This window comes from Croceitalea sp. P059, from assembly GCF_031846365.1.
In the GTDB taxonomy this organism is placed as follows: Bacteria; Bacteroidota; Bacteroidia; order Flavobacteriales; family Flavobacteriaceae; genus Croceitalea; species Croceitalea vernalis.
Map to the genome: position 1 here is coordinate 708991 of NZ_JAVRHW010000001.1, position 24329 is coordinate 733319.

At 35.8% G+C, this 24329-nt stretch carries 24 protein-coding genes; 6 read left to right on the forward strand and 18 right to left on the reverse strand.

The window, feature by feature from the left end; all coding sequences use genetic code 11:
- The first annotated feature begins 6 nt into the window (after positions 1-6).
- Entirely contained in the window at positions 7-1116 is a 1110-nt protein-coding gene (locus RM542_RS03150) for a hypothetical protein (protein ID WP_311384256.1), read from the forward strand.
- Here the strand turns inward: RM542_RS03150 and RM542_RS03155 are convergent.
- From RM542_RS03155 to hemA, 12 genes are read right to left on the reverse strand one after another with little or no spacing between them, the layout of a single operon-like run.
- Positions 1113-1583 (reverse strand): methylated-DNA--[protein]-cysteine S-methyltransferase, encoded by a 471-nt coding sequence (locus RM542_RS03155; RefSeq protein WP_311384257.1) that lies wholly within the window; start codon positions 1581-1583, stop codon positions 1113-1115. The genes RM542_RS03150 and RM542_RS03155 overlap by 4 nt on opposite strands.
- Positions 1583-2704, reverse strand: a complete 1122-nt coding sequence (locus tag RM542_RS03160; RefSeq protein WP_311384258.1) for a hemolysin family protein — start codon at positions 2702-2704, stop codon at positions 1583-1585. Before RM542_RS03160 ends, RM542_RS03155 begins: the two co-directional genes overlap by 1 nt.
- Positions 2705-2759: 55 nt before the next feature.
- Entirely contained in the window at positions 2760-4031 is a 1272-nt protein-coding gene (locus RM542_RS03165) for a serine hydrolase domain-containing protein (RefSeq protein ID WP_311384259.1), read from the reverse strand.
- Positions 4032-4065: 34 nt separating this feature from the next.
- Complete coding sequence (gene hemB, locus RM542_RS03170) at positions 4066-5055, reverse strand: porphobilinogen synthase (RefSeq protein WP_311384260.1); 990 nt, start codon at positions 5053-5055, stop codon at positions 4066-4068.
- Between the two features lie 15 nt (positions 5056-5070).
- Positions 5071-5859: a PhzF family phenazine biosynthesis protein gene (locus RM542_RS03175; RefSeq protein WP_311384261.1), complete on the reverse strand. Its 789-nt coding sequence runs from the start codon at positions 5857-5859 to the stop codon at positions 5071-5073.
- 7 nt (positions 5860-5866) lie between these two features.
- A complete protein-coding gene (gene hemF, locus RM542_RS03180) occupies positions 5867-6769 on the reverse strand; it encodes an oxygen-dependent coproporphyrinogen oxidase (RefSeq protein ID WP_311384262.1) in 903 nt (300 codons plus the stop codon).
- A gap of 2 nt (positions 6770-6771) precedes the next feature.
- Entirely contained in the window at positions 6772-7260 is a 489-nt protein-coding gene (locus RM542_RS03185) for a DUF6973 domain-containing protein (RefSeq protein WP_311384263.1), read from the reverse strand.
- Positions 7257-7799 carry a GNAT family protein gene (locus tag RM542_RS03190; RefSeq protein ID WP_311384264.1) on the reverse strand — a complete coding sequence of 181 codons (543 nt, stop codon included), beginning with the start codon at positions 7797-7799 and terminating at the stop codon, positions 7257-7259. The genes RM542_RS03185 and RM542_RS03190 overlap by 4 nt, the downstream gene beginning before the upstream one ends.
- 9 nt (positions 7800-7808) lie before the next feature.
- Positions 7809-8837: a uroporphyrinogen decarboxylase gene (gene hemE / locus RM542_RS03195; RefSeq protein ID WP_311384265.1), complete on the reverse strand. Its 1029-nt coding sequence runs from the start codon at positions 8835-8837 to the stop codon at positions 7809-7811.
- A complete protein-coding gene (locus RM542_RS03200; protein ID WP_311384266.1) occupies positions 8834-9511 on the reverse strand; it encodes a uroporphyrinogen-III synthase in 678 nt (225 codons plus the stop codon). Before RM542_RS03200 ends, hemE begins: the two co-directional genes overlap by 4 nt.
- Entirely contained in the window at positions 9486-10409 is a 924-nt protein-coding gene (hemC, locus tag RM542_RS03205) for a hydroxymethylbilane synthase (protein ID WP_311384267.1), read from the reverse strand. The genes RM542_RS03200 and hemC overlap by 26 nt, the downstream gene beginning before the upstream one ends.
- Positions 10406-11662 (reverse strand): glutamyl-tRNA reductase, encoded by a 1257-nt coding sequence (gene hemA, locus RM542_RS03210; protein WP_311384268.1) that lies wholly within the window; start codon positions 11660-11662, stop codon positions 10406-10408. The genes hemC and hemA overlap by 4 nt, the downstream gene beginning before the upstream one ends.
- Positions 11663-11866: 204 nt before the next feature.
- On the opposite strand from hemA, the gene RM542_RS03215 reads away from it, so the two are divergent.
- Positions 11867-12748, forward strand: coding sequence for an AraC family transcriptional regulator (locus RM542_RS03215; protein ID WP_311384269.1), 882 nt, complete (start codon positions 11867-11869; stop codon positions 12746-12748).
- Positions 12749-12758: 10 nt separating this feature from the next.
- Entirely contained in the window at positions 12759-13514 is a 756-nt protein-coding gene (locus RM542_RS03220) for a ThuA domain-containing protein (protein WP_311384270.1), read from the forward strand.
- Here the strand turns inward: RM542_RS03220 and RM542_RS03225 are convergent.
- Entirely contained in the window at positions 13511-14347 is an 837-nt protein-coding gene (locus tag RM542_RS03225) for an N-acetylmuramoyl-L-alanine amidase-like domain-containing protein (RefSeq protein WP_311384271.1), read from the reverse strand. The genes RM542_RS03220 and RM542_RS03225 overlap by 4 nt on opposite strands.
- 110 nt (positions 14348-14457) lie before the next feature.
- Here RM542_RS03225 and hemH point away from each other — a divergent pair, with 110 nt between their 5' ends.
- On the forward strand, positions 14458-15492 hold the full coding sequence (gene hemH, locus RM542_RS03230; protein WP_311384890.1) for a ferrochelatase: 1035 nt from the start codon (positions 14458-14460) through the stop codon (positions 15490-15492).
- A gap of 15 nt (positions 15493-15507) precedes the next feature.
- On the opposite strand, the gene RM542_RS03235 is transcribed toward hemH, so the two are convergent.
- Complete coding sequence (locus tag RM542_RS03235; RefSeq protein WP_311384272.1) at positions 15508-18669, reverse strand: S41 family peptidase; 3162 nt, start codon at positions 18667-18669, stop codon at positions 15508-15510.
- A gap of 128 nt (positions 18670-18797) precedes the next feature.
- Here RM542_RS03235 and RM542_RS03240 point away from each other — a divergent pair, with 128 nt between their 5' ends.
- On the forward strand, positions 18798-19898 hold the full coding sequence (locus RM542_RS03240; RefSeq protein WP_311384273.1) for a lactonase family protein: 1101 nt from the start codon (positions 18798-18800) through the stop codon (positions 19896-19898).
- A 2-nt stretch (positions 19899-19900) separates the two neighbouring features.
- Here the strand turns inward: RM542_RS03240 and RM542_RS03245 are convergent, their stop codons facing one another.
- The 4 genes from RM542_RS03245 to RM542_RS03260 form a co-directional block, all read right to left on the reverse strand.
- The gene (locus tag RM542_RS03245; RefSeq protein ID WP_311384274.1) at positions 19901-20287 is read right to left on the reverse strand and encodes a DUF2306 domain-containing protein; all 387 of its coding nucleotides are present in this window, start codon (positions 20285-20287) and stop codon (positions 19901-19903) included.
- 6 nt (positions 20288-20293) lie between these two features.
- Positions 20294-20731, reverse strand: a complete 438-nt coding sequence (locus tag RM542_RS03250; RefSeq protein WP_311384275.1) for a nuclear transport factor 2 family protein — start codon at positions 20729-20731, stop codon at positions 20294-20296.
- 51 nt (positions 20732-20782) lie between these two features.
- Positions 20783-21874, reverse strand: a complete 1092-nt coding sequence (locus RM542_RS03255; protein WP_311384276.1) for a DNA helicase PriA — start codon at positions 21872-21874, stop codon at positions 20783-20785.
- A gap of 92 nt (positions 21875-21966) precedes the next feature.
- Entirely contained in the window at positions 21967-23106 is a 1140-nt protein-coding gene (locus tag RM542_RS03260; protein ID WP_311384277.1) for an SPFH domain-containing protein, read from the reverse strand.
- Positions 23107-23221: 115 nt separating this feature from the next.
- On the opposite strand from RM542_RS03260, the gene RM542_RS03265 reads away from it, so the two are divergent.
- Complete coding sequence (locus tag RM542_RS03265; protein ID WP_311384278.1) at positions 23222-24325, forward strand: DUF2891 domain-containing protein; 1104 nt, start codon at positions 23222-23224, stop codon at positions 24323-24325.
- Positions 24326-24329 lie beyond the last annotated feature (4 nt).

Below are 24329 nucleotides of genomic sequence, written 5' to 3' on the forward strand. Positions count from 1 at the left end.
TACGCTATGAATTGGAAAAATATCTTTGGGGTCACGCTGACCCTTTTAATCGTTGGTTGTTCTAATGATGACAATATTATTGAAGAACCTGATGAAATACTTGCCGCTAGTTTCGAAGTTATAGGTGAAGATACGGAAGCGGTATTTCAATACACATTTGATGCTACTACGAACACGACTGAGTTATTGAATTTGACCTCAGAGATTGGAGTTCCAACAGACTATTTAACTTTAAGACAAACCGATGATTTTCTTTCCTTTTACTCATTTAGACAAGGAGCGTTTTCTTTGGTTATAAAGAATATAAGCACGGGCGCAACAGCTAGTTTTGTTGATTTTTATGCCAACGGACCAGGTCGTTCGGTAGTGTGGGGTACTAACACCTTAACTAATGTCTTTTTTGGATATTTTGCTCCTGGCGACTCTCGAGAAATTGGCCTACAAGACGTAGAAATTCAAAACCAAACAAGTCTAGACGTTAGTATTGATATAGATATTGATCTTTTGTTTCAACCTCTTTTATTTAATGATAAGGTGTACATCACATTTTTAGATAATCAAGGAGAATATAAGCTTAGCGTTTATGATACCTTAACTAAGAGCCTTGGAAATATTATAAATTTCGGGGACACTCCTATCAGTATTTTCATAGATGATTTAGGTAATCTAGTTGTAATTAAAAACGGTATAGATGCATCTTTAGAACTTTATGATACAAATGATTTATCTTTTATTAGTTCTAGTAATCTTGGCTTCAATAGTGGTTTTGCATCTGGGCCAGTTTCAGGCACTGTGCTTTCTGAAAATAAGTTATACTATGCACGACCTTACATACAACCGGCTCGTTTTGCTTCAGGCCCAGCTATATTTGATATAGAAACACAAGAAAGTTTTATTCCTGATTTTATCACTATCGCTGACGAAATAGAGGCAGAAATTGGGTCGAATATAACAATCACTACACAAACTTACAGCAGTTCAAGAAATATGTTTTTTATTGGGTATGCAATTTTGACAACACCTAATCAGGGAGGCATTTTACAAATTTCGCCAGGGGGAGAATTAATTGATAACACCGCTTTACCCTTTTTCCCGTCTTATATCGTAGCAGACTAGAACAGACTTTGCTGTTTAACTGGGCTTTCATGTTCAAGTAACCATTTTTTGCGATGTAATCCTCCAGCATACCCTGTTAAATCACCATTACTGCCAATAACCCTGTGGCATGGCACTATAATCCATAGCGGATTTTTACCATTTGCTGAAGCGACAGCTCTAATGGCTTTTACATCTCCTAATGTTTTCGATAATTCTAAATAGGATGTTGTTTTTCCATAAGGAATTTCTAAAAGTCCTTGCCAAACTCTTTTTTGGAAGTCAGTGCCCTGCGGATTTATTTTCAAATCAAAGGTTTTGCGTTTCCCTTCAAAATATTCTTGAAATTGATAAACTGCGTCTTCTAAGACTTCTGGAATAGTATCTAAAAAAGTCATTTCATCAAAAACTTTTACAGAAACCAAGCCATTTACATCACCTTTAAATTCTGCATAACCAATAGGCGTTTTTAAATAAGCAGTTTCCATTATTCTACTTCATTAGAACCTTCAATTAACCCCAATCGTTTTGCACGGGCTTCCCAATTTTTTCTAGCCAAAACCTGCAAATCTTCAACATTGTCAGATTCATCCATAATTTCAAGACCAAGGAGGGTTTCAATTACATCTTCCATGGTAACTAGGCCACTAACTGATCCATATTCATCTACTACAAGAGTAACGTGCTCATTTTTTTCGACAAATTTTTCTAATAGTTCAGGAATGGGTTTAATACGGTTTGTAACTAAAATTTCACGTCGAATCGTACCAAGAGTTTCTCCTCCTTTTTTATTTATAATTGCTTCAAGCAGTTCATCTTTTAAGAAGAACCCCGTAATATTATCAGCACGTTCTTTAAAAACTGGAATTCTTGAAAATCGTAAAGGCCTATTAGCTTCAAAAAAATCTTGAATGGTCATATCTTCTGACGCAATTTTCATTACGGTTCTTGGAGTCATGACATCTTTGGCCTGAATTTCATTAAAGGTCAATAAGTTTCTAATTACAGTGGATTCAGATTCTTGAAATACACCTTCTTCCTCTGCAATATCAGTCATGGCTGTAAAATCTTCTTTGCTAAAAACACTACCATGGTGTCCCTTGCCACCAACTAACTTGGTAAATAGTTGAAGTATCCATAGCAAACCAGTCCATTTCATAAAAAAGACCATTGCCTTTAGTGCTTTAGCAGTAAAATTTGCTAGTTGCTTCCAGTAGGTGGCACCAATAGTTTTTGGTATAATCTCAGAGGCGACCAAAATTAAAATAGTCATGATTGTTGAAACTGCGCCAACCATTAAATCTTCAGTAAATTCTATTCCCAAAACAGAACGTGTTGTAGTTCCATATAACTCAGCATATGCAACCTTAGCTTGTACACCTACCAAAATTGCACCCACTGTATGAGCGATAGTATTTAAAGTTAAAATTGCAATTAATGGCTTGTCGACATCTTTTTTTAAGTTTTCTAGTTCTTCAGCATAAGCCTTGCCCTCGGTCTTTTTAACATTGAGGAAAGTTGGAGAAATACTTAAAAGTACCGCCTCAAGAATGGAGCACAAAAATGAAAAGAAAATAGAAATAACAGCGTAAAATATTAGGAGTCCCATAGGTTGTTTCTAGTGTATACTAAGGTAATCAATAGCAACAAATCTAAAGAAAGATTTATTGAGCCTTTATGAGTTCATCATAAAAAATATCATGAAGCCGTGTTCTGATGTTTAACCCATATAGTTTTCTATGACTTCTATCAGGATAAACCCTATTAGAAAGAAAAATAAATACCAATTGGTTTTTAGGATCTGCCCAAACAAAAGTGCCAGTGAAACCTGCATGGCCAAAGCTTGATGGGGCTGCCTTTGGTGAAGGGTAGGCATTTTCAAGAATTAAAGTATCATTCCCAATTAAAGGTTTGTCAAAACCAAGACCACGTCTATTGTTATTCTTTTGAAATTGTATTCTAGTAAACTCTTTTACTACTGCTTCAGATAGAATTTGTTGTCCTTTATATTTGCCCATATTTTGGTATAAATTCATCATTTTATAAAGATCATCTGCTGTGCCAAAAAGCCCAGCATTTCCGGAAACACCACCTAAAAGAGCTGCATTTTCATCATGTACATAACCTTTTACTAATGATTTACGCCAAAACGTATCTAATTCTGTTGGCACAATAGTGTTGGAATATTGTTTGTCATTTGGATTAAAACCAAGAGTTCTGCTTTTTACAGCGTCATAAATGTTTTCTTTAAGATAAGATTGATATGTTTTACCGGATAAATTTTCAATAACCTTCGGAAAGAGCAGAAAGCTTAATCCAGAATATCTATACTCTTTATTTGACGATACTTTTGATCGATTTATAATACGAAAAACCTTGTTTTGAAATCCATTTTTTACAAATTGATTTGAATAGGCTTGTTTTTTGTAATTCTTGCTCTGAGAATCCTTTATAAATCTATCTTTTGGAATTCCGTTTTTAGTTGCTCGGTTTAAAAACACAATATAAGGCACCAAACCTGCCTGATGAGCTAAAATCTCTCTTAGCGTTATCTGTTTTTTGTCTTTGTATTTGCGCCAAGGTTGCCAATAATCACTAAAGGGGACGTCTAAATCAATTTTACCTTCATCGACAAGTTTCATTAAAGCAGGTAAAGGGCCTAATATTTTGGTGACTGAAGCTAAATCATACAAGTCATTTAAACCAACTGATTGAACGCTATCATAAGTGTGATAGCCATAAGTTTTATGAAATACAATCGCGTCTTCATGTGCAACTAGAATTTGTGCTCCAGGGAAAGCTTGTTGCTGAATTGCATCTTCTAGTAATGCATCAATTTTACTTAAACCAGTGTCACTAATTGCTGAATTCTGAGCATTAGAAGTGCAAATAAAACCGATAAGTATAAATAATAGTAATCGTAGTTTTAATAGCAATGTTATTCACTTTGAGTTAAATATAATGATATTTTTAACTCATAAGTTGAACAGCGTCTTTAGCAAAATAACTAGCAATAATATTAGCTCCGGCTCTTTTTATACTAATTAATTGTTCCATCATGACTGAGTCATGGTCTAACCACCCTTTATCGGCAGCAGCCTTTAACATTGCGTATTCTCCGGAAACTTGATACACAGCTATTGGAACGTCAACTTCATTTCGTATTTCACGAACGATATCTAAATATGCTAAACCTGGCTTAACCATTACGATATCAGCTCCTTCATCTATGTCCATTTGAGTTTCTCTAATTGCTTCAAATCGGTTCGCAGCATCCATTTGATAGCTCGTTTTATCTTTAGGAACGTTTTTGATATCAACTGGTGCAGAATCCAAAGCATCTCTAAAAGGACCGTAAAAAGAACTAGCGTATTTTGCAGAATAGCTCATGATACCGGTATTATGAAAACCTTCGTCTTCAAGGGCTTCACGAATGGTAAGTATTCTACCATCCATCATATCACTTGGAGCTACAAAATCTGCACCTGCACCTGCATGACTCACGCTCATTTCAGCTAAAACTTCACTTGTTTCATCATTAAGTATTTGCCCATCAGTAACGATACCATCATGGCCATAAGAGGAAAATGGGTCCAAAGCTACGTCAGTCATAACGAGCATATCAGGACAACTATTTTTAATGGTCTTTATAGCGCGTTGCATAAGTCCGTCTGGATTTAGCGCTTCCGTTCCTTTATTATCTTTTAGATTATCGTTGACCTTTACAAAAAGAAGTACTGCACATAGCCCCATATTCCAGAGTTCTAAGACTTCTTTTTCTAGTTTGTCAAGGCTCATTCGATAGTAATTGGGCATTGATGAAATTTCTTCTTTAACTCCTTTACCTTCAACGACAAAAAGAGGAACTAAAAAATCACTGGGGGTGATAATAGTTTCTCTTACTAAATGCCGTATGGCCGAAGAGGCTCTTAATCTTCTATTTCTTATAAGTGGATACATATTTTAATTTTCTAATTAAATATTAATTTCACCAACCAAGTATAGCACAGCTTGCCCAGAAATTTTAACGCGTTCTCCTAAATATTCACATTGTAAATCACCACTTCGTTTGGATAACTGTTTTGCAGCTAACTGAGTTTTCCCTAAAACTTTTGACCAATAGGGTAACATGGTAGTATGAGCCGACCCCGTAACAGGATCTTCAGGAATTCCACATTTTGGAGCAAAAAAACGTGAAACAAAATCAACGTTCTTGCCTGGAGCTGAAACGATTACTCCACGACAATCAAGCAGGTCTAATAAATGAAAATTTGGTTGAATAGCTTCGATTTCTTCTTGAGAATTATAAATTAACAAGTAATCTGTTTTGCCTTTTAAGGTTCTAAGAGGAGTTAAACCAATAGCTTTGTCAATAGATGTATTTCCTTGTAAAGCAACTAGTTGGTCTGTTGGAAAATCCATGGTCATCCACCCGTTATCTTTTTTTGTAACTAGAAGTTCTCCACTTCTTGAAGAATAAAACCGAATGGTTTTTTCCGTATATCCATAATGATTGAAAATAACAAAGGCAGAGGCTAAAGTCGCATGGCCACATAAATCAACCTCAATTTCTGGAGTAAACCAGCGCAGTTCAAAAGTGCTATTTTTTTGAACTAAAAATGCGGTCTCTGCAAGGTTATTTTCTTGCGCAATTTGTTGCATAATTTCAGTTGGCAACCATCCATCTAAAATACATACAGCGGCAGGATTACCGCCAAAAACTTTGGCAGTAAACGCATCGACCTGGTAAATTTTAAGTTTCATAATTTATTTACACCCATTCTTTGGGATTTTTTAGAACCTGGATTAATTTTTCCTCTTCACTGCCGGTTTCTGGATGATGATCGTACTTCCATTGCACATGAGGCGGTAAACTCATTAAAATACTTTCAATTCGACCATTGGTGCGCAAACCAAACAATGTTCCCTTGTCATGAACTAAGTTGAATTCAACATAGCGGCCTCGACGAACTTCTTGCCAATCACGATTCTCATTAGTAAAATTAAGGTCTTTACGTTTTGTAACAATTGGTATATAGCATTCTAAAAAGCTATTGCCAACTTCGGTTACAAAGTTATACCAATCTTGCATGCTCATTTCTGGGGTGCTTTTGCAATAATCAAAAAAGAGTCCGCCTATTCCTCTAGCTTCATTGCGGTGGGCATTCCAAAAATATTCATCACATCTTTTCTTGTAAGTGCTATAAAAACCGGGGTCATGCTTATCACAGGCTTCCTTACAAATCGAATGAAAATGAGCTGCATCTTCATGAAAAAGGTAATATGGAGTTAAATCTTGGCCACCTCCAAACCATTGGTCTACTATAGCTCCCTTTTGATCATACATTTCAAAATAGCGCCAATTAGCATGTACGGTGGGCACAAAGGGATTTTTAGGGTGAAGAACTAAACTTAGTCCGCAAGCAAAAAAATCAGCATCAGTTACTCCAAAATAGTTTTGCATACTTTTAGGTAATGCTCCATGAACAGCTGATATATTAACACCTCCTTTTTCAAAAACAGCACCATTTTCTATAACTCTTGTTCTGCCTCCTCCGCCTTCTGGTCGTTCCCATATATCTTCAACAAAAGTTGCTGATCCATCTACTTCTTCAAGTTTTGAAGTAATGCTTTCTTGCAGATTTTGAATGTATTGATAAAATTCATCTTTCATCTTTATTCCGTAATATGAACTAAATTAAACTTGTTTTTAAGGATATCAGCCTCGACTTCAATTTTTTTAGAAGAATTAGTTAATTGGAGAAGTTGCTGTAGAACTTCTTCTTCCGTTTTTGTTTGATTTTGAATAAAAATAGCCCTGCCAATTTCATTATTGTGAAAGTCCATTAAACGCGCTAGCTCTCTATTTTTAAAGGTATTCTCGTGCCAATCTGTAATAGATTTGGTCCATTTCAGAATTCTTGAATTAATTTTAGACCATTTGGTACAATATTTTGCGATTAAATAATTCCAAAATGCATGGCGAAATGCATTTGCTGGGCTATTTTGGTAATGAGCTCTTCCAAAATGGTTAGTTGAAACCTTTAAACACATTCTAGTTGCCTTATATGTGGGATACAGGAATAAAGGATTTTGAATACTTATTTTAAAAAGCGACCAAAAGGAACTGATATCAATTCGTTTGAAAGTTGCAATCACATTCATGGAACTTTGTTATAAAGTTCATACAATTCCATATCTACAGATTCTCCATCAAATTTTTGATGAGATTTTGAAAGGGTCTTTTGAAAAGTAAAGCCATTTTTTTCTGCGACTCTCAAACTTCCTAGGTTGGTCTTATGTGCAATAATTTGAAGTGTCTCAAGTCCTAGGTGATTGAATGACCAATCCAGAATTTCAGAAACTAATTTAGAAGTAATACCTCTACCTTCATATTGATAACTAATACAATAAGCAAGTTCTGCTTGATTTGGCGCCTTGAACAGTTCCTTTACATAGAGCAATCCAATAATAGTCCGATTGGTATTTTCTTTTATTGTGAATAGATACTCTTCTCTATTGCCAAACTGTTTTACTTTGGTCTTGACAAAAATTTCTGCAAGAGTTGGTGTTAAATTCGCTTTTAATGTTTGTGGAAAGAAGGGTTTTAATCTTTCTGAATTTGAAACAACAAAATCACAGATTCGCCAGGCGTCTTTAATATGAACGGGAGCAATACTGTAGTTTTCAAAATCAATTTGCATAATAGGTTGTTATGGAGCTTTATATTCTTTTACAGCTTCAATAAAAGCACCAGCATTTTCAATAGGAATATTTGGAAGAATACCGTGCCCTAGGTTAACAATATATTGGTCTTTGCCAAATTCATTAATCATTTGATGGACCATTCTTTTTATTTCATCAGGAGGTGAAAGCAATCTAGAAGGGTCAAAATTACCTTGTAAAGTAATCTTTCCTCCACTTAAATATCGCGCATTACGAGCTGAGCATGTCCAATCTACCCCTAGAGCGGAAGCTCCGGATTTTGCCATTTCATTTAATGCAAACCAGCAACCTTTGCCAAAAACAATTACAGGTGCTTCATCTTTTAAGGCATCGATAATCTGCTGAATATATTGGAAAGAAAATTCTTGATAATCAGTGGGTGATAACATTCCTCCCCACGAATCAAAAACTTGAACTGCGTTTACTCCGGCTTTTACTTTTTCTTTTAAATAAGCAATAGTAGTATCCGTAATTTTTTGCAATAATTCATGAGCTGCTTTTGGCTGAGTAAAACAAAATCCTTTTGCCAAATCAAAGTTTTTACTGCCTTGTCCTTGAACACAATAACATAAAATTGTCCAAGGTGATCCCGCAAAACCAATTAATGGAATTTCATCATTCAATTTCTCTTTGGTCATTGTAATGGCATCCATCACATAGCCGAGTGTGTCTTGAATATCGGGAACAATTACTCTTTCTAAATCTTTTGCAGTTCGTATAGGTTGAGGTAGATAAGGTCCAAAATTAGGTTTCATTTCTACATCAATATTCATCGCTTGGGGTATAACCAAAATATCGCTAAATAGAATGGCGGCATCCATGCCATATCGGCGAATCGGTTGTACAGTAATTTCAGATGCTAATTCAGGAGTTTGACACCTCGTAAAGAAATCATATTTTGCTTTAATTTCCATAAACTCTGGAAGATAACGTCCGGCTTGGCGCATCATCCAAACAGGGGGTCTTTCAACAGTTTCTCCTTTTAAAGCTTTTAAAAATAAATCGTTTTTAATCATGAGTTATAATGTTTTACCGCCTGCACTATTACGTTTTCTATCGTGGGTTTATTGGCTTTAATTAACCGATTGGTATATTTTTTTGCCTCATTCATTGTTGTTGATCCAATGCAAAAGGCAGTACTATCTGATAGACTGTTGTCTTGAATGAAACTCTCAACTCCACTCGGACTAAAAAACAGAATTCCTTCAAATGTATTTTTAAATTTTTTAGGTTTTAAAATAGTTCTATAGACCTCAATCTCCTTATAGTCAATTTTATTTTTGATTAATTGTTCGGGCAAAGTTGTTCTTCTCAAATTCCCACTTAGAAATAAAAATGAGTAGAACTTATAATTGGTTATGATTATTTGTGATAAGTTCTCCGCATTTTCGCAAGTCGCCAGAACCTCAAAGTTATTTTTTTGTAGTAAAAGCTTTGTTTTTTCGCCTACACAAACAGCTTTTAATATTTGAGATTTTTCGCCCTTGTTGACTTTTGATTTTTGCTCTTCTAAATAACTATGAACTGCATTTTTACTGGTAAAAATATAGCAATCAACATCAGAATTTATTTCAAAAGGCAGGTATTCAATATTAATAGCATCATACTCGACAATATTGAGCTTGCCATTGAGTGCCAACTCACGTTGAGATCCTGATAATCTTTTAGTGGACAGAATTGTTGAGTTCATTTTTTATCTCATCCATTAATTGTTTTCCGCCGCTTTCCAAAATTTCATAAGCACAGCTTTTTCCAAAACCTTCAATTTTAGTCAGAGGACGCTCTTTTATCGTTTCGACAAAAGCACTCCCATCAAGGGCGTGCAGACATCCTTTAAAATAAACCTTTTGGTTTTTTATTTCAGCCAAAGCTCCAATTGGCGCTGTACAACCACCTTCTAAGGTCTTTAAAAACTCACGCTCTATCTGAGTGGTTATAGCACTATGATCATCATTCAATTCAGATGCAGCTTGAATAACCTTTTCATTATCTTTTAGGCCAGCAACCAACATAGCGCCTTGGGCAGGTGCTGGTATCATCCAATCTAATTGAACGGCATCTTTAGGTAAAAGTTTAATGCGTTCCAATCCGGCTTGGGCAAAAATTGCACCATTCCAATCATTTTCTATTAGTTTGATTAATCTAGAATTGACATTGCCTCTTAAATCGACCACCTTATGCTTAGGGTATTTTGCTAACCACTGCGCTTTCCGTCTTAAACTTCCAGTAGCTAGTATACCCTCTCTTTCTAAAAAGTCAGTCCCCTTATGTACTAAAACATCATGAGTTTCAGCTCTTTCTAAAACTGCTGCCTGAACAACACCTTTAGGTAAAACGGTCGGCACGTCTTTCATGGAATGCACAGCGATGTCAATATCACCTTTAAGCAAAGCCACATCAAGTGTTTTGGTAAATATTCCGGTGATACCTAATTCGTATAGGGGTTTGTCTAAAACTAGGTCTCCAGTAGCTTTAACAGGAATTAAAGTCGTGTTATGACCTAGTGCTTCAAGTTTGTTTTGAACGGTATTAGCTTGCCATAACGCCAATTCGCTATCTCGGGTACCAATGCGAATTACATTCTTCATTTACTATTAAGTTCTAATTGAAATACTTCTTGAATAAGTGCGAGACTATCATCTGTATCGGCATCTGATTTACGAAGATGATTGGCCACTTGTTTGGTTATTTTTTGAATAATCCGCTCTGATACCAGCTCCGCTTGTTCTTGATTAAAATCTTGCAGTTTTTTCGAGTGAAAATCAAGCTCTTCTTCTTTCATGGTCATCAATTTTGCTTTTAAGGCATTGATGACGGGAGCAAATTTTCTACTTTCTAACCATTTGATAAAGTCCAGTTTTACTTCCTCAATAATGTCATAAGCTTTCGGAATGTATTCCTTTCTTTTATTTAAATTTTCGTCTGTTATTTGAGAGAGTTGATCTAGGTGAACTAAGGTTACGTTATCCAATTCCAAAACGTTATCAGCTACATTCTTTGGTACCGACAAGTCTAAAATTAACAATGGTTTTTTTGTATGTAAAAGCGATTTTGAAATAGTTGGAAGTTGTGCGCCAGTAGCAACTACTAAAATATCAGTTTTTCTAATTTCCGTTTGTAAATCGCCATAATCTTTGACCAATAATTGAAATTTACCAGCGATGGCTTCAGCTTTTTCTTTTGTTCTATTGATTAAGGTGATGTGTTTGTTATTGGTATGCTTGATTAGATTTTCACAGGTATTACGACCGATCTTACCTGTACCAAACAGTAAAATATTCTTGGAAGATATATCAGAGATATTATGAAGAATGTATTTAACTGATGCAAAAGCTACGGATGTGGCACCCGTTGAAAGTTCCGTTTCATTTTTGATTCTTTTGCTGGCTTGTATTACAGAATTGCATAACCGTTCTAAGAACGGATTAGACATACCATGTTTTTTAGATCGGGAAAAACTTTGTTTGATTTGACTTATAATTTCAAAATCACCTAAGATCTGACTATCCAAGCCAGTGCCCACCTTGAAAAGATGATTAATAGCATCATGATTTTTATAAACGTAAGCTACTTCTTGAAACTCTTCGATGGAACCTTGTGTATGATCACATAACAACTTAATTAGTTGAAAGGGTTGTTGTGCAAATCCGAAAAGTTCAGTACGATTACAAGTAGAAATGGTCAATAAACCTTCAACGCCCTGCTTTTGGGCATCAAGGATAATGGCATCTATTTTTGGCACATCCAAACTAAACTTTCCTCTAACTTCTGCCTCGGCTTTTTTATAACTCAAACCAACTGCAAAAAAGGATGGATGTTTCGAAATATGGTAGTTCTTCATTAAACTCTAACCTGGCTGTAAAATTAATGGTGTCACAAAACAAAAAATAACGCTAGCGGAACAATTAATAACATCAAATATCAAGTTAAAGTGTAATTTTGTAAAAAACTTTCAAAAACACTAGCTTTATTGATGTTAGACTAAATATCGACATTGTTTAGAGTGATTCTAAATAACATAATTCAAGCTTAAATAAAATTATAAATGATAGAAAATGTCGCTATAGGTTCATATGACGAGATATTAGTTGATGAAGGCTTCTATGTGCTTAAAATTCAAAACGATACGGATGACCGTAAAACTGTTGTTCGAGATATTGATAGTACTTATATTCAGTTTCATTTTGCTTTAAAAGGAAAGATTAAGTTTTTATTTAATGAAGGGGGCTATGCCCTTGAAGTATCCGAAGAGAATTCACTATTGTTGTATAACACACAGAAAAACCTACCTATGAATGTGGTATTGGAATCAAATTCATGGATGCTTTCCATTGTGATGACAATTAGAAAATTTCATTCACTTTTTTCTAGTGAAGCGTCATATATTCCTTTTTTAAGTGATGTTTCGGGTGAGAAAAAGTATTATTCTCAAGAAGTTTTAACCCCAGCAATGGCTGTAGTCTTGAGCCAGTTAATGAGTTATAACCTGCACCCATCGATAAAGAACCTTTATGTGAAAGGCAAGGTATATGAATTGATATCTCTATATTTTAATAAAACCGAAGATGCTGATTTAGAACAATGCCCTTTTTTAGCTGATGAGGATAATGTTCGTAAAATTAGACAAGCAAAAGAGATTATCATTGCAAGAATGACAGAACCACCAACTTTAGCCGAGTTATCTAATGAAATTGGTCTAAGCCTTAAAAAGTTAAAAGAAGGATTTAAACAAATTTATGGTGATTCAGTCTTCGGTTTCCTTTTTGACTATAAAATGGAATACGCTCGTAAGATGCTAGAAACCGGTAAGCATAATGTCAATGAAGTTGGTCTTAAAGTCGGTTATAGCACTGCCAGTCACTTTATAGCATCTTTTAAAAAGAAATATGGTACGACCCCAAAAAAATATTTAACTTCATCAACCTAAACCATCATCAATGAAATTCATCAAATCAATCTTCATCATCTTTTTTAGTATTTCTCTAATTTGTTCGGCACAAGAAACACCAAATACTACTCCAAAAAAACGTCCTGATTTTGTGTTAGTTTTTACTAAGACTGAGGGTTATCGGCATGAAAGTATTTCAACAGGTGTAAAGGCTTTACGCGAGCTTGGTCGAAAGAATAATTTCATTGTAATAAGAACTGAGAGTTCTGAAGATTTTACGGAACGCAACTTAAAGAATTATCAGTTGGTGGTGTTCTTGAGTACAACAGGTGACGTGTTGGATGCTGAAGAAGAAAAGGCATTTGAAAATTATATAAATGGAGGAGGTAGTTTTTTAGGAATTCATGCTGCAGCAGATACTGAATATGATTGGAACTGGTATGGTAAATTGGTTGGCGGCTATTTTGAAAGTCATCCCAATAATCCAAATGTAATTCAGGCATCTGTTCAACTGGTAGATGGAACACACAGTTCAACAAAACATTTACCCGAAACTTGGGTACGCAATGACGAATGGTATAACTATAAAAACTTAAATTCTGAAGTAAACGTTACTTTAAATTTAGATGAGAGTTCTTATGTTGGGGGTACAAATGGAGCCCAACATCCAATTGCCTGGTATCATCAAGTTGGCGCGGGAAGAGCTTACTATTCTGGTGGCGGCCATACCAATGAATCTTATGCTGAAAATAATTTTATTCAGCATTTATTGGGTGCCATTGAATGGTGTTTAAACCGCAGTTAAGGCATTGGCCTGGCAACAATAATACCTATATTATTTTTCACCTTTTTTAAATAATCTACCAGGGGTACCTCGGTAATTTTAACTTCACCTGAACTTGAAGCATGTAGTAAGTGAATTCGGCCATTTGGTTTTTTAAAAGCAATACCGGTATGGGTAACATCTAAACCTTTTATTGAAGTGGCTAAGGCTATAATATCTCCTGATTTCATATATGCTTCGCTCTTTTTAATCTCCTTTTGAGGCAGATAACAAAGCGTTTTTTTAGCCAGGGAGGTCTCAGTCTCTATAATGCGTTGATAGTTGGTGTCATCACTCAAAAAAGGATAAAGCTCTCTGTGGGTTCCCATGAAGTTAATGGATTTGTTAAGTTCAATTCCACCCAAGTCGGCAGTAATATCTTTAACTAAACCTTTTTCTTCATTATTTCGTATCCAATCTGTAAAGTAATGCAGGCGAGATGAATAGCCATCAAGAATGCCATTTCTATACCGAATGGTTTTTAAATTATCGGTGAAAGAGAAAAAATCTGTTTTCTCTTGTTTTTGAAGTAAACTTATCGCTAGTGTATTCTCAACAAATGTGGTGCAATCAAGACCTCTAAAATTAATTACTAGAGCTTCAGTTTTACCAAACTCCAAAGTTTTTTCCACATATGGTGTTCCTAAAAAAGTTTTTCCAACTTCTAACAGGTGCTCATTAAAAGAAGAAGTTTCAACATCTTGAATTTGTAATAATCGGGTTTTAAAAATCGCTTCGTCTTCCGCTGAAGAAACAATTTGGGCTGTCACAAAATGGACTAGTAAAAAATTCAATAAGAGTAAATAGTACTTCATTTATTTTGTCTTTCAATCAAAGTTATCTATTTCTATATAACAAAACTTATTCCAATCTGTAAAAATAGAATGCCTTTCAAATTGTATTTTTGAAACTTAAATTTAATGCTGTGCAAAAAGGAGTTTTATTGGTCAATTTAGGGTCACCTGATAGCCCAACCCCAAAAGATGTAAAACCATATTTAGATGAGTTTTTAATGGATGGTCGTGTAATCGACGTGCCTCCACTTTTAAGAAATCTTTTGGTAAGAGGAATCATCTTGAATACAAGACCTAAAAAATCGGCCAAAGCGTATTCAAAAATTTGGTGGGATGAAGGTTCGCCTTTAATTGTAATTTCGGAACGATTTACCAAAAAACTACGCGAACATACCAAGCTTCCTGTGGCCTTAGGTATGCGTTATGGTTCAGGTAGCATAAAAGAAGGCTTGCAAGAGTTAGCCGATAAAAATGTTGATGAGGTGCTTTTAGTACCCATGTATCCACATTACGCTATGTCTTCTTACGAGACCGTTGTGGTGAAGGCCATGGAAGAGCAACAGCAGCATTTTCCTGACATGAAGGTGACTACTATGCCAGCATTTTATAGTAGCCCGGAGTACATAAAAGTGCTTGGTGATAGCATTGCTGAAGGCTTAAAAGATTTTGAATACGACCATGTTTTGTTTTCTTATCATGGAATACCTGAACGCCATATTAGAAAATCGGACCCTACAAAATTTCATTGCAAAATAGATGGTACGTGTTGTTCCATTAATTCGGTGGCACATCATACTTGTTACAGACATCAGTGCTACGATACTACGGAGTTAATTAAAGCTTATTTAGGCTTGCCAGAAGAAAAGGTTAGTACTTCTTTTCAGTCTCGATTGGCTGGCGACCCATGGTTAAAGCCTTATACGGACTATGAATTTGAAAGATTTGCAAAAGAAGGTAAAACACGTTTAGCTGTAATTACCCCTGCATTTGTTTCAGATTGTTTAGAAACCCTAGAAGAAATTGCCATGGAAGGTGATGAAGAATTCAAAGAGGCCGGTGGAGAGTCATTTAAGCACATTTCATGTTTGAATGACCGTGATGAATGGGTTTCCCTTATGGCTAAATGGATTCTTGAATGGGAAGAGCAAGCTAAATTACCTGTTTAGCAATTAACTATAGGGCTATTCTTTCTTAAGTTGCTTTTCAATTTCAAGTAAGGCCCTATCTAATTGTGGATTTTTGCCATCTAATCTGTCTTTGAAAGTTTCGTTAATCAAAATGTCAGGTTGTACCCCTTCTTTTTCCAAGTTTTTACCATCTAAAGTGTAGCAACCCCATGAAGGTAATCTGTAAAATGAACCATCTACCAATCCACTACCCGAAGTAAACACAATCCAACGGTAGGTTTCTGTGCCGATAAGTGTACCCAAACCCAATTCTTTAAATCCTGCAGAAGTCATTTCGGCATCACTTAAAGATTGCTCGTTGATTAAAATGACAATTGGTTTAGCCGCTGGTCCAAAATTGGGTTGCGGAGCTAGTTTTCCTTCACGATACTTCCATTTCAAGTACGGCTTTTGGGATAAAAATTGAAGTACTTCATCATGCACGTTACCACCTGTATTATATCGTAAATCTAATATAAGCGCCTTTCTTCCATTCGCTTCGGAAACCATTTCACGCTTAAAACGTTCCAATTCTCGGCCCGTCATGTTTTTCATATGGATATAAGCTACCTCTTTATTACTTTTTTGGTCAATGTAACTTTGATTGGCATCCATCCATTCATCATACAAAAGGGTACGAGCATTATTTGTGTTTGTTGGATGTATTTTCACCTTAATGGGACTACCATTTCTTGAAAAGGTGAGCGTTATTTCTTTATCTCTTGAAGGCTGTACAAAATAAGATTCCCTATTCATGGCTTCATTGACTTTTACATCATTTACAGCAATGAGGCGATCTCCTTTTCTGAGAGGCATCCCTGTAATATCAGCAGGGCCATCGGTTAAAAGGCGTTCAACCAAATAAGAGTCTTCATTAGAAAAAACAATTCCCGTGCTCATTGTGGCGTTCTTATAAAAGGAACTTTCTTCTTTTCCGTTCGAATAGAATCCGAAATGAGAAGTGTTCAATTCACCCAGCATGTCATTAAAAAGCAATCGTAATTGGGAGCGTTTTGTAATGAATGGTAGGTATTGGGCATATCGGTCACGAAGTTTTTGCCAGTCTTCACCATGAAAGTTTTCATCATAAAAATTCTCCTCAAAACCAGCCCAAGCTTCGTAAAACATTTGAGTAAACTCCTCTGATAAATTTCTTCTAAATGTATTCGAAATTTTGATTTTTTCGGTTTTGTTACTTTTAATATCAAGGGTGTGAATATTACCTTTAACCAACAAGTAGTATTGGTCTTTGGCAGTTTCGATATGATAACCACGAATTTCTTCATCTAAAACATTTTCAGTTTTATTCTTCTCAAAATGCTCAAATGTAGTTTTCCATAACTTCATTTTACCTTCGTCATGGTTGCTCAAATAAAATAAATAGGTTGTTTTATCTTTTTTATAAGCCGCAGGAGCATATTGCGAACCAAAAGAGGGACTTACTCTCTTGATACGTTCCATTAATCCTTTTTCATTGATCTTAACAGTTACTTTTTTAGTGTCATCAACTTTGCTTTTTTCTTCTTTGTTCTTCTTTTCCTTATCCTCAGGTTCTTTTTCTTCCTCTTTAAAAAGCTTATCAAATTCATCAATTAAATAGGGGTCTTCAAACTTATCAAGTGCCATTTGGTAAATTTTAGGAGCTTCCATACCATACGGATAACTAGGTTTGGTCAAGTTTGAAGTGAAATAAACATATTTGCCATCTGGCGACCACGCCGGACTTGTTTCGGTTACTCCAGTTTGGGTTAAATTGGTCACTTTTTTATCCGATAAACGAATGGTAAAAACATCATGTTCAAAATTGCGGTAGGCATTATACACAACGTATTTATCATCTGGCGAAAAGTAGGGCTGAGGTGCATATAAAGCCCAAAATTCATCTTTAACCAAGACTTCACTTTTGAAATTCTTCAAATCCAGTAAGCGCAGTTCATCACGACCGCTAATGTAAAGTGCTTGGGTCATATTAGAATTCAAGGTAATATTTACATTATTTCTAGCGTCTTTTGTTATTTGTTTTTCATCTTCTTTTCCACTTACGTCAATCGTAAAAAGATTAGTATAGCCCTTATCAGTTCTAGTGAACAGAACAGTACTATTGTTTTTCAACCATAGAACTTCCTTAATCCTTTCTTTGTTTTTAAGTGATATTTGTTTTACAAATTTTCCTTTGACATCGGAAACAAAAAGTTCACCTCTTGATACAAAAGCCAGTTTTTTATTATCCGGAGAAACTGAAAAATTGGTGATGTTTCCGCTTACATTAAAATCTTGTAGATTTTCGACAGTGTTATCTTTGGCCAATTGAACGGATACTTTTTTGGGTTGTTTACTTGCCACATCATATAAGAAAATTTGGTAGTCTTTTGTGAATACTACCGCTGCGCCATTTGCGCTGGCTTGTGGTCGCCCAATAGATGTATTAAAAGATGTTAGTTGTGTTTTTGAATTGTTATCAAAGGTGTATAGATTATACTCTCCATTGGCTTGGTCTGAAACAAAATACAATGTCCCTTCCAAATCAAATGTCGCCCACATATCTTTTCCTTTATAAGAGGTATATTCTTTATAAGAACCAGTTTTAGTATCGTATGATTTTATATCAGGATTATAGGCTCCTTTGTAACGTTTACGATTGGTGAAGTTTTTACTCTCCCAACTTTCATTAAAAAAAAGCTCATCTGTTTTAGGATGCTTGGCAAGGTTGTGCACTGTATGAAAATAGTGTTGAAAAAGGCGTTTTGGAGTGCCCCCTTGTCTGGAAATAGTGTACCCTGAATAGCGATTCTCTCTATTTGAGGTAAAATAAATGGTTTCTGAATCCCAAGACCAACTATCTACTTCGTCTGATTTATCATTAAAAGTGAGTTGTACAATCGCACCTCCTGACAAGGGCATGATATAGATATTCTTATTGCCAAGTGAATTTGAAGTAAAGGCCAGCCATTCACCGTTTGGAGAAATTCTTGGTAGTGTTTCTTCACCATCCATAGCTGTAATTCGGGTAGCCAATCCACCGGTCGAATTAACCTTCCATAGATCTCCATCATAACTAAAAACTATAGTTTGAGCATCGGGAGATATAGTAGGGTCCAATAAAAAATAAGGTTCTTGCGCTTGAGTAATTGAAATAAAAAAAGCTGTTACAAGAAATCCGAGAGTTTTTTGTATCATTTTTGGTCGTTTTTGATTGGCTTTGAAGTTACAAAAATATGCGCTGCATATGATATCAATTAGAAGAGCATGGTCATAATTAATAATCTTAAAGAGTTGTGTATTTTTATAAAATTCAACTAAGTATTATGAAATTAAAATTTAGTCCTTTGTACCTCCTAAGTGTTTTTATTTTTATAGGGTGTCAAGAAAAGAAAACGCCTATGGAAACCTTTGATTTGTTTGTTGGAACGTATACAGATGGTGACAGTAGGGGTATCTATAAACTTCAGTTTAACCCATCCAATGGAACACTAGATTCAATGAAATTGATGGCAGAACTAGCTAATCCCTCTTTTTTAGCTATTGCTAAAGACAAGAAAAATCTATATGCTGTTCAAGAAACTGCTGATTTTGATTCATTAGGAGGTGGAGTATATGCATATGCATTTGAAAATAATATGCTAAAACTTATCAATAGTAAGGGAACAGCAGGGGCACATCCTTGTCATGTTGCACTTTCAGAAAATGGGCAATTAGCGGCTTCAAATTATACGGGTGGTAATTTGGCGATTTTTGATTTAGCTACTGATGGAAGTTTAGCAGACCGTCAGGTTTTAAATCACCACACCTCAGACACACTAGAAATTCCTCATGTGCACAAAGCACATTTTAATGAAGACGGCCTTTTTGTGGCTGATTTAGGTTTAGATGCTATAAAACGATATGATAAACAGCCTTACGGCTGGGTGGCCGCACATCAGTCTTCCATAAATATGGACCAAGGCGCTGGACCAAGGCATTTCACTTTTAGTCAAAATCGCACTTTTCTTTATGTAATAAACGAGCTCAATTCTTCCATTACAGTTTTAAAAAGAGATGATGAAGGCAGCTATAATGAAATAGAAACTCGAAGCACGCTTGCTACTGATTTTGAAGGCGAGAGTTTTTGTGCAGATATTCACTTGTCTGCCGATGGTAAATTTTTATATGGTTCTAATCGTGGGGAAAATACAATTGTTGTTTTTTCTGTAAATCAGGAAAACGGAAAACTAACGACTATTGGCCGTACTTCGGTTAATGGAGATTGGCCTAGAAATTTCACCATGGATCCTTCAGGTAATTATCTATTGGTCGCCAATCAGCGGAGCAATAATATAACTATCTTTAAAAGGGAAGGTGATATGGGGACTTTAACTTTCTTAAATGAAATGAAAATGGGAAGTCCGGTTTGTTTGGTTTTTAAGTAAGATTACCCAAAAAACAACTCATTCAAATAACGCCCAGGCGCAAAGGTAAAACCACCTGCTATCAAAATAGCTCCAATATATAGTAAAACCATTTTGCGTTTATGCGCCCTAACATTTCCTTTTCTAATCGCTGTATATGCCGTTGGAACGGTATATATAGTTAAAAAACTAAAGAGATGAATCCAACCAAAATGACCAAGAAATTGTGGGCCTACTAAAGCGGGCATAAATAGGGTTATTAGCCCCGTTATGAGCATTAAAATCATATAGATTTTTCCTAAAAACCGGTGCACACTTGTTCCTTTTTTCGCCAATAAAACATAAGCACCTAAAAACACACAGGGTACAACGGTAATCAAATGAGCGTACATTAAAATAGCATAATTCATAGCACTCTAATTTACTTTGGCCGAGGTATCGGCAATTACCTTCCATTCCCCATTCATTTTTTTCAAGATGAGCATAAAAATGCCATTGGTATTGCCAACTTCTCTGGTTAAATGATACTCGCCCATGACTGAATATGCCCCCTCGTTTATGGGCGAAACATCGTTAAAGACAAATCTTAGATTACCAAAATGTGCTTTAGTGGGATAGCTTTTTTTATAGCGTTCTAAAGTACTTTGCCATCCTTTTACCACGCCTCCAGCACCATAAAATTTAAGCTCTTCTGATTTCCAATATCCTTCCATAAAAGTTTCTATATCATAATTATTCCATGCTGTTTCTTGGGCATTCAAAACTTCTAAAATGGCTTTTTTATCTGCCTCTATTGAATTTTGTGAAAAGATGGATACGGATACTAAAAAAAGTAAGAAACAAAGTTTTTTCATAATCGATTATCAATTAACCATGGTTTTAAAAGTAGCTAAAAAATTTTGAGCTTAACCTTGGGCAAAAAATATGATAAGACCTAGTACTATAAGCCCAAATAAAATTGCAAAGAAAATCTTCCATGCACTGTATGGTCTTGACCCTGAAATGGTGCCGTTTTCTCCATTGATGAAAAAATTATATTCCTTTCCATTATAGCGATAAGCACTAATATAAACTGGCAGCAAAATATGCTTAAACGTTTCTTGAGATAATTTCATGTTCATGCTTGTTACTCTTTGGGTATCGCCACCAATATCTTGTCGGCACCAACGTTTGGCAATTCGCTCAGCTTCACCTTTGGCAGAAAGATGCCCTTGGATTAGGGGAATGGTATATTTTTCGGTAACAAAACCTCTTAAAAAACTGGAGCTGAAAGGTTGTAATAGTTTTAAATTCCAACGAGCAATTTTTGAAGGTACTCGACCTTTGCGCTGTTTTGAAGCTTCGACTAAAGTATCATCTACGAAACCTGAAATATTCCCTGAAGCCGGATACCATCTTGTTTTTCGAACTCGTTTGGTCACGGTTTTACCTTGTGAATTCCGAACTCTTTTAGTTTCGTAGTAATATTCGCCACGTTGGCCAGAATAGCTGGCTTTTAGTTGCGCATCAAAGGTCCAGTAGGGTAAATAGAGCCCCTTGGTGAATTGCGGGTCTAAAGCTGCTTTTTTTAGTTTGTTTGGTGCAAACCAAAGACTACTTACCCAACGTTTGAATATTTGAAAAGATTTCTTTTTATCAATCTGAAAAGGCAAAACAGCGCCTGGTAAAATCCAATCTTCTTTATAGGCATCCTCTAAAATAAGCGGCATACTACAATACACACAATGCAACGATTTGTAGTTTTCTTCAATATGTTGATTGGCTCCGCAGTTTTTGCAATGAAGCATAGAAATTTCTTCGCTATGCTTTTGAGCACCCATTTCTTTTAGATATGGGTATAACTCCAACTCTTTAAAACCATTTTCATCAATAGAAATGATTTCTTTATGACCACAATACTCGCAACTGATATTGGTAGTACCGGGCTGGTACTTCAACTCGGCGCCACAATTAATGCAGGGTTTTTTAAGTTCGGTCTGTTGGGTTTTTCGTTCCATGAAAAATTACAAGGGGTCGTTGCTTGATACCAAGCAATCCATCGAAAATTGATTAAGAAGAATGCTTGGTACCCAGCAATGACTTGTTTGTATTAAGCTCCGGGTAAAGGTGGTGGCGTATTACCTCCTAAGAACGATTTTAATTCGGCAACTTCTTGCAAAGCAGTCCAATTAGCCATGCCTTGTTTCCAAACCAAACTTTCTTTGTTGATTGTTCTGTTAGCGAATAAGGCTTTAAGCTGGTCAATACTAACCGGCCCTTGTTGCGCTCCGTTGACTGCGTAGAAATATTGAACGGCAACTGGCATTGGAGGAGGAAAAGCCCCAACTTGTGGTTGACCACCCATTTGTGGCGCTGCCTGCGGGGCTCCCGTCATCATACCACCCATTTGTTGAGCGAGTACAAAACCCATTCCCATTCCCATTCCGGCACCTGCGGTGCCACCTTCATTTTTGGCTGCAGCTTCAATCGCTTTAGCTGTTTTGAACTTAGTAAGCTTGTCTAAATCTAGTTTGTCAATACGGCTATATTCAAAGATTTCTTTCTTTAAATCTTCCGGCATTGATACATTTTCAATGTAGAATTTTTCTAATGAAATACCCACCGATAAAAATTCTGGTTTCATTACCTCTTGGCACGTATCAGACAACTCAGAGGTATTTGCGGCGTATAATTCAATAGGTAAATTAGCTTCACCAACAGTATCGGTAAATCGGGTGGCGATTAAACTTTTTAGGTGCTCATTAATCTCAAAATTGGTAAAGTTATTATCGGTACCGACAATATCAACGATGAATTTACCGGCATCAGCAATTTTAAAGGCATAGGTTCCGAAAGCGCGAATTTCAACCAAGCCAAAACGGTCATCACTTAGCGTAATTGGGTTTTTTGTTCCCCATTTTTCATCTGTAAAAAGGTGTGTATTTACAAAATAAACCTCCGCTTTAAAGGGAGAATTAAATCCGTATTTCCATCCTTTTAAGGTAGAAAGAATAGGTAGATTTTGAGTGGTAAGGTCATAAGTGCCCGGGGTGAATACGTCGGCTAACTGCCCTTCATTCACAAAAACAGCGGTTTGTCCTTCGCGAACAATGAGTTTAGCTCCGTTTTTAATTTCGTTTTGATAACGCTCAAAACGATGCGCAATGGTATCATCTGTAAAGTCCAGCCACTCGACTATGTCAATAAACTCATGACTGAGTTTCTCTTTTATTTTGCTAAAAATATCCATGATAAGTGTTTTAAAAATTCGTGTTCTAAAGCTATGAAAAAAGGATGGTTCCTTTATTCATTTTATTAGTATAAAATTCCCATTAATGTTACATTTAAGGCATAAAGCAATCCTAATGAAGTATCTAATTACCCTTCCAATACTTATTTGTACTCTTTTCTTTTTTAGCTGTAAAACGAATTCAGAAGAGTCGCAATCAATTAAAGAAAAAACCGTAAAAATGGAGTTAACTCTTGACCAAGCTAACAATTTGGCGAGTTTACCTTTGGCTTGTGTTCAAAAAGAATATCCTAATAAGACAGGGCATACATTAGGAAGTGAAGAAGATTTGGCTGGCCCTCGAACATTACACCCATCTTTTTATGGTTGTTTTGATTGGCATTCTGCTGTACATGGCCACTGGTCCATGGTGAAATTATTGAAAACACATCCGAATTTGCAAGAAGCAGAGCGTCTGAAATTAGTTTTAACTTCCAATTTATCTAAAGAGAATATTGCGACTGAAATAGCTTACTTTGAAGGAAAGCACAATAAGAATTTTGAGCGGACTTATGGCTGGGGATGGCTTTTGAAATTGGCCGAAGAATTGCATACTTGGGACGACCCAATCGCTAAGGAGTTATCACAAAATCTTCAACCACTCACTGATTTAATTGCAGAGAAATTAATTGATTACCTTCCAAAGTTGCAATATGCAGTTCGTGTGGGTACTCATAGTAATACGGCATTCGGATTGTCATTTGCTTGGGATTATGCACAAACAGCGAATCATGAGGCTTTAATGAATAGTATCCGTGCTCGAGCATTGTATTTCTATGAAAATGACCAAGCTTGCCCGATTGGTTGGGAGCCAAGTGGAGCTGATTTTTTATCACCTTGTTTTGAAGAGATAGATTTAATGCGAAGAATTCTTTCAGAAGTGGAATTTAAGCAATGGATGACAAAATTTTTACCCGACATGGCACAACCAAATTTTGATATTGAAGTTGCTCGTGTTGGCGATAGAGAAGATGGACAGTTGGTACACTTAGATGGCTTGAACTTTAGCCGAGCTTGGGTATTTTATGGTTTGGCGAAACAGTATCCTGAGGCCTATCGACATTTAGATGTAGTAGCAAATAATCATATTGCGTATTCTTTTCCGAATTTGGTTGGCGACAATTATGAAGGCGGACATTGGCTAGGTTCTTTTGCTATTTATGCTTTAGATGCACAGTAAAAAC